The 17856-nt window shown below is 60.9% G+C and carries 15 protein-coding genes, 1 tRNA gene and 2 rRNA genes (1 of these 18 cut by a window edge); 16 read left to right on the top strand and 2 right to left on the bottom strand.

All coding sequences use genetic code 11. The features are described from left to right. From AHA_RS00385 to AHA_RS00395, 3 genes are all read left to right on the top strand, one after another. Window positions 1-2646, top strand: a 23S ribosomal RNA gene (locus tag AHA_RS00385); it begins 243 nt to the left of the window's first position. 119 nt (window positions 2647-2765) lie between these two features. Then, a 5S ribosomal RNA gene (gene rrf / locus AHA_RS00390) occupies window positions 2766-2880 on the top strand. 106 nt (window positions 2881-2986) lie between these two features. Further along, window positions 2987-3062, top strand: a tRNA-Thr gene (locus AHA_RS00395). Between the two features lie 49 nt (window positions 3063-3111). Here AHA_RS00395 and AHA_RS00400 read toward each other — a convergent pair. Next, a complete protein-coding gene (locus AHA_RS00400) occupies window positions 3112-3366 on the bottom strand; it encodes a hypothetical protein (protein ID WP_016348944.1) in 255 nt (84 codons plus the stop codon). A gap of 93 nt (window positions 3367-3459) precedes the next feature. On the opposite strand from AHA_RS00400, the gene AHA_RS00405 reads away from it, so the two are divergent. The 13 genes from AHA_RS00405 to AHA_RS00465 all read left to right on the top strand — a co-directional run bounded on the left by AHA_RS00405 (window position 3460) and on the right by AHA_RS00465 (window position 17527). Beyond that, window positions 3460-4725, top strand: a complete 1266-nt coding sequence (locus tag AHA_RS00405; RefSeq protein ID WP_011704114.1) for a cytosine deaminase — start codon at window positions 3460-3462, stop codon at window positions 4723-4725. 87 nt (window positions 4726-4812) lie between these two features. Next, window positions 4813-5190, top strand: coding sequence for a fluoride efflux transporter CrcB (gene crcB, locus AHA_RS00410; RefSeq protein WP_016348946.1), 378 nt, complete (start codon window positions 4813-4815; stop codon window positions 5188-5190). A gap of 65 nt (window positions 5191-5255) precedes the next feature. Continuing rightward, window positions 5256-6008: a bifunctional demethylmenaquinone methyltransferase/2-methoxy-6-polyprenyl-1,4-benzoquinol methylase UbiE gene (gene ubiE, locus AHA_RS00415; RefSeq protein ID WP_011704116.1), complete on the top strand. Its 753-nt coding sequence runs from the start codon at window positions 5256-5258 to the stop codon at window positions 6006-6008. A gap of 8 nt (window positions 6009-6016) precedes the next feature. Beyond that, entirely contained in the window at window positions 6017-6625 is a 609-nt protein-coding gene (locus AHA_RS00420; RefSeq protein WP_011704117.1) for a ubiquinone biosynthesis accessory factor UbiJ, read from the top strand. After that, window positions 6625-8265: a ubiquinone biosynthesis regulatory protein kinase UbiB gene (ubiB, locus tag AHA_RS00425; RefSeq protein WP_011704118.1), complete on the top strand. Its 1641-nt coding sequence runs from the start codon at window positions 6625-6627 to the stop codon at window positions 8263-8265. Before AHA_RS00420 ends, ubiB begins: the two co-directional genes overlap by 1 nt. A 40-nt stretch (window positions 8266-8305) precedes the next feature. After that, window positions 8306-8554 carry a Sec-independent protein translocase subunit TatA gene (gene tatA / locus AHA_RS00430; protein WP_011704119.1) on the top strand — a complete coding sequence of 83 codons (249 nt, stop codon included), beginning with the start codon at window positions 8306-8308 and terminating at the stop codon, window positions 8552-8554. 3 nt (window positions 8555-8557) lie between these two features. Beyond that, window positions 8558-9001 carry a Sec-independent protein translocase protein TatB gene (gene tatB, locus AHA_RS00435; protein WP_011704120.1) on the top strand — a complete coding sequence of 148 codons (444 nt, stop codon included), beginning with the start codon at window positions 8558-8560 and terminating at the stop codon, window positions 8999-9001. Then, window positions 8998-9753 (top strand): twin-arginine translocase subunit TatC, encoded by a 756-nt coding sequence (gene tatC, locus AHA_RS00440; protein ID WP_011704121.1) that lies wholly within the window; start codon window positions 8998-9000, stop codon window positions 9751-9753. Before tatB ends, tatC begins: the two co-directional genes overlap by 4 nt. Window positions 9754-9864: 111 nt before the next feature. Then, on the top strand, window positions 9865-10650 hold the full coding sequence (locus AHA_RS00445; protein WP_011704122.1) for a TatD family hydrolase: 786 nt from the start codon (window positions 9865-9867) through the stop codon (window positions 10648-10650). A gap of 3 nt (window positions 10651-10653) precedes the next feature. Then, a complete protein-coding gene (hemB, locus tag AHA_RS00450) occupies window positions 10654-11673 on the top strand; it encodes a porphobilinogen synthase (RefSeq protein WP_011704123.1) in 1020 nt (339 codons plus the stop codon). A 222-nt stretch (window positions 11674-11895) separates the two neighbouring features. Next, window positions 11896-13938: an oligopeptidase A gene (gene prlC, locus AHA_RS00455; protein ID WP_011704124.1), complete on the top strand. Its 2043-nt coding sequence runs from the start codon at window positions 11896-11898 to the stop codon at window positions 13936-13938. A gap of 204 nt (window positions 13939-14142) precedes the next feature. Next, a complete protein-coding gene (locus AHA_RS00460) occupies window positions 14143-16686 on the top strand; it encodes a sensor domain-containing phosphodiesterase (RefSeq protein ID WP_011704125.1) in 2544 nt (847 codons plus the stop codon). A gap of 94 nt (window positions 16687-16780) precedes the next feature. Beyond that, on the top strand, window positions 16781-17527 hold the full coding sequence (locus tag AHA_RS00465; protein ID WP_011704126.1) for a class I SAM-dependent methyltransferase: 747 nt from the start codon (window positions 16781-16783) through the stop codon (window positions 17525-17527). Window positions 17528-17586: 59 nt separating this feature from the next. Here AHA_RS00465 and AHA_RS00470 read toward each other — a convergent pair whose 3' ends face one another. Further along, window positions 17587-17856: a Rho-binding antiterminator gene (locus tag AHA_RS00470; RefSeq protein WP_077392356.1), complete on the bottom strand. Its 270-nt coding sequence runs from the start codon at window positions 17854-17856 to the stop codon at window positions 17587-17589.

A 17856-nucleotide genomic window follows, 5' to 3' on the forward strand; every position in this document is an offset into this window, starting at 1 on the left:
TAGCGGCGAGCGAACGGGGATTAGCCCTTAAGCATCTTGGAAGTTAGTGGAACGGTCCTGGAAAGGCCGGCGATACAGGGTGATAGCCCCGTACACGAAAACAACCTTGATGTGAAATCGAGTAGGGCGGGACACGTGACATCCTGTCTGAATATGGGGGGACCATCCTCCAAGGCTAAATACTCCTGACTGACCGATAGTGAACCAGTACCGTGAGGGAAAGGCGAAAAGAACCCCTGTGAGGGGAGTGAAATAGAACCTGAAACCGTGTACGTACAAGCAGTGGGAGCCCTTCGGGGTGACTGCGTACCTTTTGTATAATGGGTCAGCGACTTACATTTTGTAGCGAGGTTAACCGTATAGGGGAGCCGTAGGGAAACCGAGTCTTAACTGGGCGTCTAGTTGCAAGGTGTAGACCCGAAACCGGGTGATCTAGCCATGGGCAGGTTGAAGGTTGAGTAACATCAACTGGAGGACCGAACCCACTAACGTTGCAAAGTTAGGGGATGACCTGTGGCTGGGGGTGAAAGGCCAATCAAACTCGGAGATAGCTGGTTCTCCCCGAAAGCTATTTAGGTAGCGCCTCGGACGAATACTACTGGGGGTAGAGCACTGTTTGGGCTAGGGGGTCATCCCGACTTACCAACCCCATGCAAACTCCGAATACCAGTAAGTACTATCCGGGAGACACACGGCGGGTGCTAACGTCCGTCGTGAAGAGGGAAACAACCCAGACCGCCGGCTAAGGTCCCAAAGTTCTGGTTAAGTGGGAAACGATGTGGGAAGGCTCAGACAGCTAGGATGTTGGCTTAGAAGCAGCCATCATTTAAAGAAAGCGTAATAGCTCACTAGTCGAGTCGGCCTGCGCGGAAGATGTAACGGGGCTCAAACCAGGCACCGAAGCCGCGGATTCACGCTAAGCGTGAGTGGTAGGGGAGCGTTCTGTAAGTCTGCGAAGGTGTGTCGAGAGGCATGCTGGAGATATCAGAAGTGCGAATGCTGACGTAAGTAACGATAAAGGGGGTGAAAAGCCTCCTCGCCGGAAGACCAAGGGTTCCTGTCCAACGTTAATCGGGGCAGGGTGAGTCGACCCCTAAGGCGAGGCCGAAAGGCGTAGTCGATGGGAAGCAGGTTAATATTCCTGCACGACTTGTAATTGCGATGGGGGGACGGAGAAGGCTAGGTGGGCCAGGCGACGGTTGTCCTGGTGAAAGTGCGTAGGTGGTGTTTCTAGGCAAATCCGGAGACACAACACTGAGACACGAGACGAACGCACTACGGTGCGGAAGCCATTGATGCCCTGCTTCCAGGAAAAGCCTCTAAGCTTCAGATTACAAGTCATCGTACCCCAAACCGACACAGGTGGTCGGGTAGAGAATACCAAGGCGCTTGAGAGAACTCGGGTGAAGGAACTAGGCAAAATAGAACCGTAACTTCGGGAGAAGGTTCGCTCTTGACAGTGAAGTCCCTTGCGGATGGAGCAGTTGGGAGTCGCAGTGACCAGATGGCTGGGACTGTTTATCAAAAACACAGCACTCTGCAAACACGAAAGTGGACGTATAGGGTGTGACACCTGCCCGGTGCCGGAAGGTTAATTGATGGGGTTAGCGCAAGCGAAGCTCTTGATCGAAGCCCCGGTAAACGGCGGCCGTAACTATAACGGTCCTAAGGTAGCGAAATTCCTTGTCGGGTAAGTTCCGACCTGCACGAATGGTGTAACCATGGCCATGCTGTCTCCACCCGAGACTCAGTGAAATCGAATTCGCCGTGAAGATGCGGTGTACCCGCGGCTAGACGGAAAGACCCCGTGAACCTTTACTACAGCTTGGCACTGAACATTGAACCTACATGTGTAGGATAGGTGGGAGGCTTTGAAGGCGTGACGCCAGTTGCGCTGGAGCCGTCCTTGAAATACCACCCTTGTATGTTTGATGTTCTAACGCAGGCCCGTGAATCCGGGTCGCGGACAGTGCCTGGTGGGTAGTTTGACTGGGGCGGTCTCCTCCCAAAGAGTAACGGAGGAGCACGAAGGTTGGCTAATCCTGGTCGGACATCAGGAGGTTAGTGCAATGGCATAAGCCAGCTTAACTGCGAGACGGACAGGTCGAGCAGGTACGAAAGTAGGTCATAGTGATCCGGTGGTTCTGAATGGAAGGGCCATCGCTCAACGGATAAAAGGTACTCCGGGGATAACAGGCTGATACCGCCCAAGAGTTCATATCGACGGCGGTGTTTGGCACCTCGATGTCGGCTCATCACATCCTGGGGCTGAAGTCGGTCCCAAGGGTATGGCTGTTCGCCATTTAAAGTGGTACGCGAGCTGGGTTCAGAACGTCGTGAGACAGTTCGGTCCCTATCTGCCGTGGGCGTTGGATGATTGAAGGGAGTTGCTCCTAGTACGAGAGGACCGGAGTGAACGAACCTCTGGTGTTCGGGTTGTCACGCCAGTGGCACTGCCCGGTAGCTAAGTTCGGAATCGATAACCGCTGAAAGCATCTAAGCGGGAAGCGAGCCCTGAGATGAGTCATCCCTGACCCCTTGAGGGTCCTAAAGGGCCGTTGGAGACCACAACGTTGATAGGTGGGGTGTGTAAGCGCGGCGACGTGTTGAGCTAACCCATACTAATTACCCGTGAGGCTTAACCATACAACACCCAAGAAGTGTTCTGAGACTTGTAACAAACCCCAAGAACTACTCAAAATTCAGTGATAGCGAAGCCAACAGGCAGTTCGTTATTCACGTCAGCTTTCTAGATTAAGAATTTGCCTGGCGGCCATAGCGCCGTGGAACCACCTGATCCCATGCCGAACTCAGAAGTGAAACGCGGTAGCGCCGATGGTAGTGTGGCATTCGCCATGCGAGAGTAGGACACTGCCAGGCATCAATTAAGCAATCACAGCGATGTGGTTGGTCGCGATACAACGTCAGGTTGTGTTGGACAGAAGATTTAGATAGCGCACACAGTGCGGTCTTTACCGGTTAGTGTGCTGATATGGCTCAGTTGGTAGAGCGCATCCTTGGTAAGGATGAGGTCCCCAGTTCGACTCTGGGTATCAGCACCATTAAATATCAAAGCCTCCCAATCGGGAGGCTTTTTTGTATCCGCTTTTCTCAGTTTACCGAAATCTGCCTGGCATCTAGATAGAACCGAGCCTGTCCGGAGGCTTCTATCTGAATGGCTGCCACCAGTCGTTCATTGCGAGTGTATTCCCACTGTTTGTCGATCGACGTCAAGGGTGGCTTGTTGATACCCAGTGTCTGCAGATACTCGTGAAACAAGCCTGCGCTGCCGATCTCGGTCAATCCTGCTTTCATCCCAATCAACTCCCTTTTATTGTTGCTGTTTATCAATAGTAACAGTCTCATATGTATTCAATATGAACGCTTTTCTATCAAATTGATCCAAGCTAAGTTGTGGATTGAAAAAGCCGTTGGTGTTTGAAGAAAGGAAGCAAAAACATGCTGATAAAGAACCTGCGTCTGGTCGGCAGGGAGGGGATGTGGCAGATCCTCTGCCAGGATGGCCTGATCCGAGCCATCGAACCCATGAGCACCCATCTGCTCGCAGCCCACGAGCTTGATGGTGAGGAGGGGCTCGCCATCGCCCCCTTTATCGAGCCTCACATCCATCTCGATACCACCCAGACAGCCGGTGAGCCGAGTTGGAACCTCTCCGGCACCCTGTTCGAGGGGATCGAACGCTGGGCCGAGCGCAAGGCACTGCTGACCCATGAGGATGTGAAACAGCGTGTCATCCAGACGCTAAAGTGGCAGATCGCCAACGGCATCCAGTTCGTCCGCACCCACGTGGATGTCTCCGACCCCAATCTGGTCGCCCTGAAGGCGATGCTGGAGGTGCGGGAGGAGATGAAGGAGTGGGTGGAGCTGCAGATAGTGGCCTTCCCGCAGGAGGGGATCCTCTCCTACCCCAACGGCAAGGCGCTGTTGGAGGAGGCGCTCAAGCTGGGGGCTGATGTGATTGGTGCGATTCCCCACTTCGAGTTTACCCGGGAATATGGGGTCGAAAGTCTGCACTACGTGTTCGATCTTGCCGAGAAGTATCAGGTTCTGGTGGATGTGCACTGCGACGAGATCGATGACGAGCAGTCCCGCTTCATCGAGACGCTGGCGACCCTGGCCTACGAGCGTGGCATGGGCCATAGAGTCACCGCCAGCCACACCACCGCGATGCACTCCTACAACGGTGCCTATGCGTCCCGCCTGTTCCGGCTGCTGAAGATGGCGGACATCAACTTCGTCGCTAACCCGCTGGTGAACATCCACCTGCAGGGGCGCTTCGACAGCTATCCCAAGCGTCGCGGCATCACCCGGGTGAAGGAGATGCTGGAAGCGAACATCAATGTCTGTTTCGGTCATGACGACGTGTTCGATCCCTGGTATCCCATGGGCACCGCCAACCTGCTGCAGGTGCTGCATATGGGGCTGCATGTCTGCCAGATCATGGGCTACGAGCAGATCAACGACAGTCTCAAGCTGATCAGCAGCCACAGTGCACGCACCCTGAACGTGCAGGATCGCTACGGCATCGAGGTGGGCAAACCAGCCAACCTGCTGATCCTGCCCGCCGAGAACGGCTTTGATGCGGTGCGCCGCCAGGTGGCGGTGCGTTACTCCATTCGCCACGGCCGGGTGATTGCACAAACCACTCCATCCCGCACCTCGATTCATCTTGCTCAGGTCGAGCCGGTCGACTTTCGCCGCTGATGCGGGTGATGTCGATTAATTGCCCTGCTGTCCCCCGGGCCTGACATTTTGCATAATGTCGGCCCGATACTATGGAGACATGCTCCCATGCAAACCTGGTTATATGTTGCCGCCGGCGGGGCCATCGGCGCCTGCCTGCGCTTTGGTATCGCCGAACTGATGGCGCTGCTGTTGGGACGTCATTTCCCCTATGGCACCCTGATGGTCAACGTGGTCGGCTCCTTCATCATGGGCATTGCCTTTGCGCTGATCAGCCATGGTCATGTGGTGGAGCACCCGCTGAAACCGCTGCTGATGGTGGGTATCCTCGGCGCCCTGACTACCTTCTCCTCCTTCGCGCTGGATACAGTGGTACTGGCCCAGCAGGGGGCCTATCTGAAAGCCGCCCTCAATATCGGCCTTAACCTGTTTCTCTGTCTGGCCATGGTGGTGCTGGGGATGCAGTTGGTCGCCAGCCGGGTTTAAGGTGTCCGCACGCCATTGGCTCTGGTAAACTGGCGGCCATTCTTTGCTCTATGGGTGTTTAAGGGATGTCAGAACAGACTACGACAACGCATTTTGGCTTTAAAACCGTGGCCTCGACCGAGAAGGAAACCCTGGTCGCCGGCGTCTTCCATTCGGTGGCAGCCAAGTATGATCTGATGAACGATCTGATGTCGTTCGGCATCCACCGCCTGTGGAAGCGCTTCACCATCGACTGCTCCGGCGTACGCAAGGGTCAGAAGGTGCTGGATCTGGCCGGTGGTACCGGCGATCTGACCGCCAAGTTCTCCCGCATCGTCGGCGAGACCGGCCAGGTGGTGCTGGCGGATATCAACGACTCCATGCTCAAGGTGGGCCGTGACAAGCTGCGCAATCTGGGGGTGGCCAACAACGTCTCCTACGTACAGGCCAATGCCGAGGCGCTCCCGTTCCCTGACAACCATTTCGACGTAATCACCATCGGCTTCGGCCTGCGCAACGTCACCGACAAGGACAAGGCGCTCGCCTCCATGTTCCGGGTGCTCAAGCCGGGTGGCCGCCTGCTGGTGCTGGAGTTCTCCAAGCCGGTCAGCGAAGTGATCGCCAAGCTGTACGATCTCTACTCCTTCAAACTGCTGCCGAAAATGGGCGAAATCGTCGCGAACGACAGCGAAAGCTACAAATACCTGGCGGAATCGATCCGCATGCACCCGGATCAGCAGACCCTGGCAGGCATGATGGAGAATGTCGGTTTCGAGCAGGTCGAGTTTTACAACCTGACCCAGGGCGTGGTCGCCCTGCACCGCGGTTACAAGTTTTAAGGTCGCCTATGCCGATGGATGCCATGGTCACCGCGGTGATCGAAACCAGCCTCAACCAGCTGCTGCGACTCGACAAGCAGAGTCCGGAGCGGCTGCGCAAATTGACGGGCAAGGTACTCAAGCTGGAGCTGCGCGAGCTCAAGCCACTCTGGTTTGTCTTCTCCGAGCGCCGGCTGGATGTGCTGGCCAAATTCGAAGGAGAGGCGGATGCGGTGCTGAGCCTCTCCCTGACCGCGCTCGGCCTGCTCAAGGACCCCTCCGCCCTGACCCGCTACATCCGCGAGGAGAAACTGGATCTGAGCGGCGACCCTCAGCTGGTGCAGGCGTTCAGCGTGTTGCTGGGCGAGCTGAATATCGACTGGGAAGAGGAGCTGTCCCGTTATACCGGCGATGTGCTGGCCCACACCCTGCTGCGCGGCGCCAGTCAGGCACGTCGGCTGCTGGGGCGTGAATTGTGCCGCAGCCAGCGCCAGCTGGCCGAATACCTGACCGAAGAGATCCGGCTTGCGCCGGGTCCGCTGGAAGTGGCCAGCTTCAACGACGATGTCGAGTTGCTGGCCCAGCAGATGAAAGCGGTCGAGCTGCGGCTGGCCCGCTTCGAGCAGCAGGTAGCCTGATGACCCCGAAGGAGTTCAAGCGCCTCTATCGCATCATCAGCATCCTGCTGGAGCAGGGCATCGACGAGCTGGTGCCCGCCCGTTACCAGCCCTGGCCCGGCCGGCTGGCCCGTCGCAGCCTGTTCTGGCTCAAGAACAAACGCCAGGGGCTGAACCGCGGTGCCCGCATCCGGCTCGCCTTCGAGGCGCTGGGCCCCATCTTCATCAAGTTCGGCCAGATGCTCTCCACCCGGCGCGATCTGCTGCCGCCGGACATAGCCGAGGAGCTGGCACTGCTGCAGGACAGGGTGCCCCCCTTCTGTGGTCAGGCGGCCCGCCGCCAGATAGAGGCGAGCCTGGGTTGCACCATCGAGACCCTGTTTGACGACTTCGACGAGACGCCGCTGGCGTCGGCCTCCATCGCCCAGGTGCACACCGCCCGGCTGAAGGAGAACGGCCGCGAGATCGTCATCAAGGTGATCCGTCCCGACATCGAACCGGTCATCGAGGCCGACCTGCGGCTGATGCAGGCGCTGGCCCGTCTGGTGGCCCGTTTCGTGCCCCAGAGCGGACGACTGCGCCCCATCGAGGTGGTGGAAGAGTATCGCAAGACCATTCTCGACGAGCTCAACCTGATGCGCGAAGCGGCCAACGCCATCCAGCTGCGCCGCAACTTCACCGGCTCCGAGGCGCTCTACGTGCCCGAGGTGTTCACCGAGCACTGCCGTGAGCAGGTGCTGGTGATGGAGCGGATCTACGGCATTCCGGTCTCCGACATTGCGGCGCTGGAGGCCAACGGCACCAATATGAAGCTGCTGGCCGAGCGCGGGGTGGAGGTGTTCTTCACCCAGGTGTTTCGCGACAGCTTCTTCCACGCCGACATGCACCCGGGCAACATCTTCGTCTCCTACGAACATCCGGAGAATCCGCTCTGGATCGGCATCGACTGCGGTATCGTCGGCACCCTCAACCGGGAAGACAAGCGCTACCTGGCCGAGAACTTCCTTGCCTTCTTCAACCGTGACTACCGCCGGGTGGCCGAGCTGCACGTGGAGTCCGGCTGGGTGCCGCCCGATACCAAGGTGGACGAGTTCGAGTTCGCCATCCGTACCGTGCTGGAGCCCATCTTCGAGAAGCCGCTGTCCGAGATCTCGTTCGGCCACGTGCTGCTCAACCTGTTCAACACCGCGCGCCGCTTCAACATGCAGGTGCAGCCGCAACTGGTGCTGTTGCAGAAGACCCTGCTCTATGTGGAGGGGCTGGGTCGCCAGCTCTACCCGCAGCTCGATTTGTGGCAGACCGCCAAGCCCTATCTGGAAAACTGGATGTACCAGCAGGTGGGGCCCAAGGCGGTGTGGAATGCCATCAAGGAGAAGGCGCCATTCTGGGCCGAAAAGCTGCCGGAACTGCCGGAGCTGGTCTACGAGACCCTGCGCCAGACCCGTCATCAGCAGCGCCACTTCGACCAGATGTTTGCCGATTTTCGCCGGCACAGTCGCCGCCAGGGTCAGGCTCGCTACCTCTTAGGGGTTGGAGCCAGCCTGCTATTGGCCGGTGTATTCTTGCTGACCCAAAAACAACACATTGAGTGGGGACAAATCAGCCTCGCCGGCGCCGGGTTATGCTGGCTGCTGGGTTGGTTGCGAACCCGTTCTCATTAAATAAACTGCGCCAGCGGGCGCCTGTTCTGGAGAGAAAGTCATGGGTGGTATCAGTATTTGGCAATTGTTGATCATCGCAGTCATCGTCGTGCTGCTGTTCGGTACCAAGAAACTGCGCGGCATCGGCGGTGATCTGGGTGCCGCGGTCAAGGGCTTCAAGAAGGCGCTGTCCGACGAGCCGGAGACCAAGTCCGAGCAGAAGGATGCCGAGTTTCCGCCGAAACAGCTGAACGAAGCAGCCGGTCAGCCTAGCGATGCTGCCAAGCAGAAAGATAAAGATCAGGCCTAAGCCATGTTCGATATCGGTTTCTGGGAGCTGGTTGTCATTGGTGTCGTCGCCCTGGTGGTGCTCGGCCCCGAGCGGCTGCCCGTGGCGATCCGTACCGCCAGCCACTGGATCAGACTGATCCGCAGCACCGCCAACTCGGTCAAGGCCGAGCTGGAGCAGGAGCTCAAGTTGCAGGATCTGCACAACGACCTGAAGAAGGCCGAACAGTTGCAGATGAACAACCTGAGCCCCGAGCTGCAGGAGTCTATCGAGCAGCTGAAAACGGCCGCACAATCGGTGACCCGTCCATACGAACAACAAAATACCATCCAGCCAGCGTCGGCGGTCGCCGAGGTGAAGGAGGAGCCGGTTGCCCCTATCAGTGTGGCGACACCTGATGAGGAGCCTACCGTGATCCCCGCCGCACGTGCCCAGCCGAGCGCCGAACAAGGGGAGGTGAAGCCATGAGTCAGGCCGAGCAACCCCTGATCAGCCATCTGGTCGAGCTGAGAACGCGCCTGCTGCGCTCCATCTCAGCCATCCTGCTGGTGTTCATCGCGCTGATCTACTTCTCCAACAACATCTACGACTTCGTGGCCCAGCCGCTGCTGAGTCAGTTGCCGGAAGGGACCAGCATGATAGCGACGGATGTGGCGACCCCCTTCCTGACGCCGATCAAGCTGACCCTGGTGGTCTCCTTCTTCGTGGCGATCCCTTATCTGCTCTATCAGGCCTGGGCCTTCATCGCCCCCGGTCTGTACCAGCATGAACGGCGCCTGATCATGCCGTTGGTCGCCTCCAGTGCCGTGCTGTTCTATGCCGGCATGGCGTTCGCCTACTACGTGGTGTTCCCGCTGGTGTTCGGTTTCTTCACCAGCACCGCGCCCGCCGGGGTGACGGTGGCGACCGACATCGCCAGCTATCTGGACTTCGTACTGACCCTGTTCTTCGCGTTCGGGGTGGCGTTCGAAATTCCGGTGGCCACCATACTGCTGTGCTGGACCGGGGTGACCAGTCCCAAGAGCCTGCGGGAGAAGCGTCCCTACGTCATCGTCGGGGTGTTCGTGGTCGGCATGCTGTTGACGCCGCCCGATGTCTTTTCCCAGACCCTGCTCGCGATCCCCATGTGGGGTTTGTGGGAGATAGGTCTGTTCTTCGCCCGCTTCTACGTGAAAGAAGAGAGCGAAGAGAAGCAGGAACAGACTGAAGAGGGGAGCTAAGGCTCCCTTCCTCTTTTCATGCCCCCGTTCGAGGCGTATGGTAAGGCCCCATTGAGTAGATGGTTTTCAAATACCTGATATGTCTTCCTTTTGTTCGGACCCGCTGACCCCATGATCGACATAGGTGTAAACCTGACCAGCAGCCAGTTTGCCGATGAACAGGCCGATCTGGTGGCCCGCGCCCGCGCCGTCGGGGTGGAGGCGCTGATCTTGACCGGCACCGATCTGGTCGGCAGCCGCGAGAGCGCTACCCTTGCCGCCCGCTGGCCGGGTTACTGTTTCTCCACCGCCGGGGTCCACCCCCACGATGCCAAAAGCGTCGATGAGGCGACCCTGCCCGCCCTGCGCGAGCTGGCAGCCTTGCCGCAGGTGGTGGCCATCGGCGAGTGCGGGCTCGACTACAATCGTGACTTCTCGCCCCGTCCGGTGCAGGACGCGGTATTCGACGCCCAGCTGGCGCTGGCCGCCGAGCTCGGGATGCCGGTGTTTCTCCACTGCCGCGATGCTCACGCCCGTTTCATCGAGATCCTGCGCCCCTGGTTACCCAAGCTGCCGGGGGCCGTGCTGCACTGCTTCACCGGCTCCGACGAGGAGCTGGACCAGTGTCTGGCGCTGGGGCTGCATATCGGGGTGACCGGCTGGCTGTGCGACGAGCGTCGCGGCCAGTTGCTGCGCGAGCAGGTGGCCCGCATTCCGGCAGGCCGGCTGATGATCGAGACCGATGCCCCCTATCTGGTGCCACGGGATCTGAAGCCCAGACCAAAACGCAACGAACCCGCTTTTTTGCCGCACATCGCCCAGGTGGTGGCGGCCTGCCGTGGTGAAGCGCCCGAGGCCTTGCTGGCCCACACCCGGGCCACCTCCGCCGCGTTCTTCCAACTTCCTCTTCAGGAGTGATTCATGGCTACAACTCTTCCAGGCGCCTTTCCGGGTCGCCGCCTGCGCCGGGTGCGCAAACATGATTTCAGCCGTCGTCTGGTGCGTGAGAACGTACTGACCGCCAACGATCTCATCTATCCCGTGTTCGTGCTGGAGGGGGAGAACCGTCGTGAGGCCGTCACCTCCATGCCGGGGGTGGACAGGCTCTCCATCGATCTGCTGCTGAAAGAGGCTGCCGAGCTGGTTGCGCTGGGCGTACCGGCCATCGCCCTGTTCCCGGTCACCCCGCTGGAGCAGAAGAGTCTGCTGGCGGAAGAGGCCTACAACCCGGACGGGCTGGCCCAGCGGGCGACGCGCGCCCTCAAGGTGAGCTTCCCGGAGCTGGGGGTCATCACCGACGTGGCGCTCGATCCATTCACCACCCACGGTCAGGATGGCATCATCGATGACGAAGGCTATGTGCTGAACGACATCACCACCGAGATCCTGGTGAAACAGGCGCTCTCCCACGCCGCTGCCGGGGTCGATATCGTGGCGCCGTCCGACATGATGGACGGCCGCATCGGCGCCATCCGCGCGGCACTGGAAGAGAACGGCTTCATCAACACCCAGATCATGGCCTACTCCGCCAAGTACGCCTCCTGCTACTACGGCCCGTTCCGCGACGCGGTAGGCTCTGCCGGTAACCTCGGCAAGAGCAACAAGGCCACCTACCAGATGGATCCGGCCAACAGCAACGAAGCCCTGCACGAGGTGGCGCTGGATATCAAGGAAGGGGCCGACAGCGTGATGGTCAAGCCGGGCATGCCCTATCTGGACGTGATCCGTCAGGTGAAGGATCAGTTCGGCGTGCCGACCTTCGCCTATCAGGTGAGCGGCGAGTACGCCATGCACATGGCGGCGATCCAGAACGGCTGGCTGAAGGAGAAAGAGAGCATCATGGAGTCCCTGCTCTGCTTCAAGCGGGCCGGTGCCGATGGCATCCTCACCTACTTCGCCAAGCGGGCTGCCCAGTGGCTGCAGGAAGACGCCAGACGCTGATGCAGCTTGCCTGATGTCACCCACAATGCCGGCCCCTGGGCCGGCATTGTCGTCTTTGGTATCCGGATCGCTGCTTTAATGAGCAGATCTCGGCGAAAAGTGGACAACAGGCCGCGCTCTGGCAGGCAAAGGCTTGATTAATGAGGTTTCTGCCTACATCTTAGGTAGTCCAAGCAAGCTTCTGGACGGCAGGGGCTGTAGAGAATTTAGAGGTATCGCAGGATGAACAACCCTTTGCTGACAATGGACTCGCTGCCCCCTTTCAGCCAGATCCAGCCCGATCAGGTACAGCCTGCCGTGACGCAGGCCATCGCCGATTGCAAACAGAAGATCAGCGATGTGCTGGCCCAGCGCGACCCCCACACCTGGGACAGCCTGATCGCCCCGCTGGAAGAGGTCAACGACCGCCTGGCGCGGATCTGGTCACCGGTCAGTCACCTCAACTCCGTACTCAACAGCGAAGCGCTGCGCGCGGCCCACGACGCCTGCCTGCCGCTGCTGTCTGAATTCCAGACCTATGTCGGCCAGCACGAGGGGCTCTATCAGGCTTATCGCGAACTGGCCGAGAGCGACGACTTCCCGCTGCTGAGCGGCGCCCAGCGCAAGGAGATCCAGAATACCCTGCGCGATTTTCGTCTGTCCGGTATCGGCCTGCCCGCCGAGGCGCAGCAGCGCTACGGCGAGATCCAGGCCCGCCTCTCCGAGCTGGCTTCCCGGTTCAGCAACAACGTGCTGGACGCGACCCAGGGCTGGAACAAGCTGGTGACCGACGAGGCCGAGCTGGCCGGTTTGCCGCAGAGCGCGCAGGCCGCCGCCCGCCAGCTGGCCGAGCTGAAGGGCAAGGAAGGCTGGCTGTTCACCTTGGACATCCCCTCCTACCTGCCGGTGATGATGTATGCCGACAACCGTGCGCTGCGTGCCGAGCTGTATGAGGCCTTCACCACCCGCGCCTCGGATCAGGGCCCCAACGCCGGCAAGTGGGACAACTCCGCCATCATGACCGAGCTGCTTGCCCTGCGCCGCGAGTTGGCCCAACTGCTCGGCTTCGCCAACTATGCCGAGCTGTCACTAGCCACCAAGATGGCGGACAAGCCTGAGCAGGTGGTGAACTTCCTCACCGATCTGGCGGCCAAGTCCCTGCCGCAAGGCAAGGCCGAGCTGGAAGAGATCCGCGCCTTCGCCGCCGAGCAACACGGTCAGGGCGAGCTGGCCGCCTGGGATCTCGCCTACTACGCCGAGAAGCTCAAGCAGCACAAGTTCTCCATCTCCGACGAGCAACTGCGTCCCTACTTCCCCGCCAGCAAGGTGGTGAAGGGGCTGTTCGAGGTGGTCAAGCGGGTGTTCGGCATGAAGGTGCGCGAGCGCCTCGGCATCGACACCTGGCACCCGGACGTGCGCTTCTACGACATCTTCGATGCCGAGGACGAACTGCGCGGCAGCTTCTACCTCGACCTCTATGCCCGCGAGCACAAGCAGGGCGGCGCCTGGATGGATGTCTGTCTGGGGCGTCGCTACCGTCAGGATGGCTCGCTGCAAAAGCCGGTGGCCTACCTGACCTGCAACTTCAACGGTCCGGTGGACGGCAAACCCGCCCTGTTCACCCACAACGAAGTGGTCACCCTGTTCCACGAGTTCGGCCACGGCATTCACCACATGCTGACCCGTATCGACGTGGCTGGCGTGGCCGGTATCAACGGCGTGGCCTGGGATGCGGTGGAGCTGCCGAGCCAGTTCCTCGAGAACTGGTGCTGGGAGTCCGAGGCGCTGGCCTTCATCTCCGGCCATCACGAGACCGGCGAGCCGCTGCCTGCCGATCTGCTGGAGAAGATGCTGACCGCCCGCAACTTCCAGGCGGCGATGCAGATGCTGCGCCAGCTGGAGTTCGCCCTGTTCGACTTCCGTCTGCACCAGGAGTTCGACCCGGCCAGCACGGATCAGATCCCGGCGCTGCTGGATGAGGTGCGCAGCCAGGTGGCGGTGATGACGCCGCCTGCGTTCAACCGCTTCCAGCACAGCTTCTCCCACATCTTCGCCGGCGGTTATGCGGCGGGCTACTACAGCTACAAGTGGGCCGAGGTGCTCTCTGCGGATGCCTTCTCCCGCTTCGAGGAGGAGGGGATCTTCAACCCGGCCACCGGTCAGTCCTTCCTGAAGAACATCCTGGAAAAGGGTGGCTCCAAGGAGCCGATGGAGCTGTTCCGAGCCTTCCGTGGCCGTGAGCCTCAGGTGGATGCGCTGCTCCGTCACAGCGGGATTGCCGCGTGAGTTTGCGGGCCCCGGCTGGCGTGAGCTTCAAGCAGGTACAGTTTTGCCACATAGTGGGATCACAGCGTGATTTTTGAGATAAAAAGGGACCTTTTGGTCCCTTTTCTCAAGGCTTTTTAATATCTTGCGGATAGCATGTTTGCACTGTCCCCGGCTCTTCAGTAGAGTCGGGTCCTACCTTCCAAGGAGAGAAAGAACCTTGCCATGAGGCGAGCACTCGAGTCTGTCTATCAAATCATCTCAAGTCTGTCTCATTCGAGTGGTCAGGGATATTTCGATACCTTTGTGAGTGAAATCGCAGCAGCGGTCGGGGCCGACTTCGTCCTGATTTCAGGCAGGGATCAAGCGGGGCTCTCTTTCAAGGTACACGCCGCCCACCCCGCGTCTCTCGACATCACCAACTTCAGCTTTCCGGTCAGCGCCACCCTGAGGGAGATCACCCTGCAGGAGGGAGAGACCTGGTTCAGCGATCGGGTACAGCAGCTGTTTCCCCATGCCGCCGTGTTGCAGGCCTGGCACATTCAGGCCTATGCCGGCATCGCCCTCAAGAGTGCCCAGGGGGAGACGGTCGGCATCTGCAGCGTGCTGTTCAAGCGGCCGCTCACCAATATGGACAAGGTGATGGGCCTGTTGCGCCTGCTGGCTCCGCTGGCCGGGCGTGAACTGGCGCTGATGCTGCAACAGCCGGCACCGCCCCAGCCCGAGTATCACGACTTTCTGCACACCATGATGTCCCACGCGCCGGTGGGGATCGGCAAGCTCGATCTGAACGGCAAGATTCTCTGGACCAACCCGGCCATCGAAAAGATGCTGGGTTACAGCCAGAGCGAGCTGCTGCACCGCACTGCCGCCGAGCTCAATCACCCGGAGGACTGGCTGCGCAGCGCCGCCTGCTATGAAGAGCTAAAGCGCGGCGAGCGCACCGCCTTCACCCAGGAGAAGCGCTACCTGCACCGGGACGGTCAGGTGCTGTGGGGGCGGGTCACCGTCACCCTGGTGCGGGACGATCAGCTGCAGCCCGACTACCTGATGGTGGTGCTGGAGAACATCGATCCCCTCAAGCGCCACGCCGAACAGCTCAAGCTCTCCCACCGGGTCTACGACAATCTCTCCGAAGCGATCCTGGTGTGCGATGCCGACAGCCGCATCATCTCGGTCAACCCGGCGTTCGAGCAGATCACCGGTTACAGCGAGGAGGAGGTGTGCGGCCAGCGGCCCAGCATGCTCAAGTCCGGGCTGCACGATCAGGCCTTCTACGCCGACATGTACCACGCGCTGGAGCGGGTGGGGGTGTGGCGCGGCGAGGTGTGGAACAAGCGCAAGAACGGCAAGCTCTATCCCCAGCAGCTGATGATCAGCACCCTGCGGGAAGGGGGGCGGATCAGCCAGTACATCGCCATCTTCAGCGACCTCTCCCAGACCAAGCTGGCGGAGCAGAAGATCGCCGCCCAGGCCAACTACGACAACCTCACCGGGCTGCCCAACCGCTGGCTGTTCGGCCGCTGTCTGAGCCGCTTCTGCGAGCGGGGCGAGCGTTTCGCGCTGATGGTGCTCGACCTCAACAACTTCAAGGCGGTCAACAACAGCATGGATCACCACGCCGGTGACGCCCTGCTGCGGGAGGTGTCGGACCGGCTGGTGAGCCGGGTGCGCACCGAGGACCTGGTGGCCCGCATCGGCGGCGACGAGTTCGCCTTCCTGGTGCCCGGCATCGTCAACCGTCGTCAGGCCGAGGTGTTCGCCAAGCAGGTGATCGGCGGCTTCGCCCGTCCCTTCATGCTGGCCAACCAGCACCTCTACGTGACCGCCACCATCGGCATCACCCTCTGCCCGGGCGATGGCCTGGAGAGTGACGAGCTGCTGCGCAACGCCGAGCAGGCGCTGTTTGCCGCCAAGCGGCAGGGACGGCTGCTCGGCAGCTACTGCGCCTCCATGCGCGAAGAGGTGCGCCAGCGCCACCAGATGCAGCAGGATCTGGCGGAGGCGATCAAGCTCGAGCAGCTGACCATGGCCTACCAGCCGATCTGGGACAACCGCAGTGGCCGGGTCGCCAAGCTGGAGGCGCTGGTGCGCTGGTACCACCCGCACTGGGGCCAGGTGTCGCCAGCGGACTTCATTCCGCTGGCGGAGGAGGCCGGGCTCATCCAGGGGCTGGGGGCGCTGGTGCTGTGGCAGTCGTGCCGGGATCTGGCGCGGCTGCAGCAATCTGGTTTCCCGGATCTGCAGATGTCGATCAACCGCTCCACCCTGGAGTTCCAGACCATAGATCCGGAGGCGAGCGAGTGGCTCAAGGTGATCCACCACTTCGGGCTGGACCCGGCGGACATCGTCATCGAGATCACCGAGTCCCTGCTGATGGAGACCAGCGATCAGCACAGGGTGCGGATCGATGCGCTGCGCGAGGCGGGCTGCAAGCTGGCCATCGACGACTTCGGTACCGGCTACTCGGCGCTCAACTATCTGCGCAACTTCCCGGTGGACCTGGTCAAGATCGACCGGGCCTTCGTGCGCCACATCCCGTTCAATGAACAGGACCGGCTGCTGCTGGACGGCATCATCAACATAGTGCACAACCTCGGCATGCAGGTGGTGATCGAGGGGGTGGAGACTCGCGAGCAGCTCAACTTCCTCTGCCAGAAGGGGTGCGCCTTCACGCAGGGTTATCTGCTGAGCCGGCCGCTGGCCTACGACGACCTCACTGAGTACCTGCAGCTCAACGACAAGAGCATGTTCCTGCAGACCAGCTAGCCCCTCCGCCCCTCTCCTTCGGCCGGTGCCCCTACAGCGACCTTCGGGGGCTGTGATACACTCCGCCCACTGATACCGCCACACAGCCGATACCATGCAGATCCTCCTCGAAGACCCCGCCAAGGCGCCCCAGGCCGAAGCCCTGGCCAGCCAGCTCGGCCAGACCGACCTTCCCCAGTTTGCCCTGGTGTTCACCGCGGCGCGGCTGGAGCTGCGCAAGCTGGACGAGCCCAAGCTGGGTGCGGTCTACGTGGACTTCGTCGAAGGGGCGGTCGCCCATCGCCGCAAGTTCGGCGGTGGCCGTGGCCAATCCATCGCCAAGGCGGTGGGGCTCAAGGCGGGTGCCATGCCGCGGGTGGTGGATGCCACCGCCGGGCTGGGACGCGATGCCTTCGTGCTCGCCTCCCTCGGCTGCAAGGTGACCATGATCGAGCGCAGCCCCGTGGTGGCCGCCCTGTTGCAGGACGGGCTGGCGCGGGCGGCGCTGGACCCGGAGATCGGCCCCTGGGTACGCGAGCGGATGCAGCTGCGGCACGGCCCGGCGGTGGAGACCTTGCTGGGGTTGACCGAGCGGCCCGACGTCATCTACCTCGACCCCATGTTCCCCCACAAGCAGAAGTCGGCGCTGGTGAAAAAAGAGATGCGGGTGTTCCAGTCGCTGGTGGGACCGGATCTCGACGCCGATGCCCTGCTGCCGGCGGCGCTCGCCATGGCGGACAAGCGGGTGGTGGTGAAACGGCCGGACTACGCCGGCTGGCTCAACGAGCACAAGCCGAGCATGGCTATCGAGACCAAGAGCAACCGCTTCGATGTCTACGTGATGGCGGCGCTGGCGGGATAACGCCGCACGCGAGGGATAAAAGAAGAGGGCCAACCCGATGGGGTTGGCCCTCTTGCCATCTATTGGCTGTCGGCTGGGGCTGGCGGGGCAAAGCGGATCAGTTTCTCCTCCCCCTGCCAGCTGAGCGCCATGGTGGCCAGCTCCGCCAGGCTCAGTCGCTCGCCACCTTGCAGCAGCAGGTACTCGACCCCTGCTCTGGCCTCTATGGTGCGGATCTTGTCCTCCCACTGGCGGCCATCCCGGCCGGTGAGGGTGACCGGCAGCTGCCAGCTGGCGGCGATCTCCAGCCAGTCGTAGAGATCGCAACTGATGGGTTGGTAGGTGCTCAT

It is taken from the genome of Aeromonas hydrophila subsp. hydrophila ATCC 7966 (assembly GCF_000014805.1).
Classification (GTDB): domain Bacteria; phylum Pseudomonadota; class Gammaproteobacteria; order Enterobacterales; family Aeromonadaceae; genus Aeromonas; species Aeromonas hydrophila.